Origin of the sequence: Mesorhizobium sp. M4A.F.Ca.ET.020.02.1.1, assembly GCF_004022645.1 — a bacterium.
Classification (GTDB): domain Bacteria; phylum Pseudomonadota; class Alphaproteobacteria; order Rhizobiales; family Rhizobiaceae; genus Mesorhizobium.
The window spans coordinates 1-793 of record NZ_RZOI01001261.1; the positions used below are offsets into that span (position 1 = coordinate 1).

A 793-nucleotide genomic window follows, 5' to 3' on the forward strand; every position below is an offset into this window, starting at 1 on the left:
GTCTATCTCAGGGCCGCGGCCAATTGCGGCGCATCGCCGGCGCAGGCGTTTCGCCAGGTTTTCCTGCCGCTGTCGGCGCCGGGCCTTGGCGCCGGCAGCGCCCTGACCTTCGTGCTCTGTCTCGGCTTCTACCTGACACCGGCGCTGCTGGGCGGCGGCCGCGTCGCCATGTGGTCCACCCAGATCGCCGATGCCGTGTCGAAGTTCGCCAACTGGGGCGCGGCCAGCGCGCTGAGCGTGGCGCTGCTGGTGGTTACCGGCCTTATCCTGCTGCTGATGCGATGGGGCGTGCAGCGTTTGGGATCATCGGTCGGGGAGCATTGATGCTGAACCACCGCGCTTCCTCCACCCAGATCACGCACGGGCAGCGCCTTTGGCTCTACGTGCTGGTGGCGCTGGTGATGGCCTTCCTCGTCATCCCCTGCCTGATCATCATCCCGCTGTCCTTCTCCGACTCCCAGTATCTGGAATTTCCGCCGCGTGGCTGGAGCCTGAGATGGTACGAGGCCTTCTTCACCTCCGATGAGTGGCTGCGTTCGGCTATCGTTTCTCTCAAGGTCGCGTCTTCCACGACAATCCTGGCGACGGTGCTCGGCACGCTTGCCAGCTACGGGCTTCACAAACGTGCTGGCGGCTTCAATGCCATCGTGCGCGGCGCGCTGATCCTGCCGATGATGGTTCCACTCATCTTCGTCGCCATCGGCGCCTTCCTCGTCTACGCCCGGCTCAACCTCAACAACACGCTGACGGGCCTCGTGCTGGCGCACACGACGCTGGCCATTCCATTTGTGAT

1 protein-coding gene and 1 pseudogene are annotated in these 793 nt (G+C 64.6%); both read left to right on the forward strand.

The window, feature by feature from the left end:
* Nucleotides 1-324: ABC transporter permease subunit (locus EN742_RS36490; RefSeq protein ID WP_128333962.1), on the forward strand; the 324-nt coding region annotated here is incomplete at its 5' end.
* A pseudogene (locus EN742_RS36495) lies at nt 324-793 on the forward strand (ABC transporter permease); the annotation flags it as partial. The gene EN742_RS36490 and the pseudogene EN742_RS36495, both read left to right, overlap by 1 nt.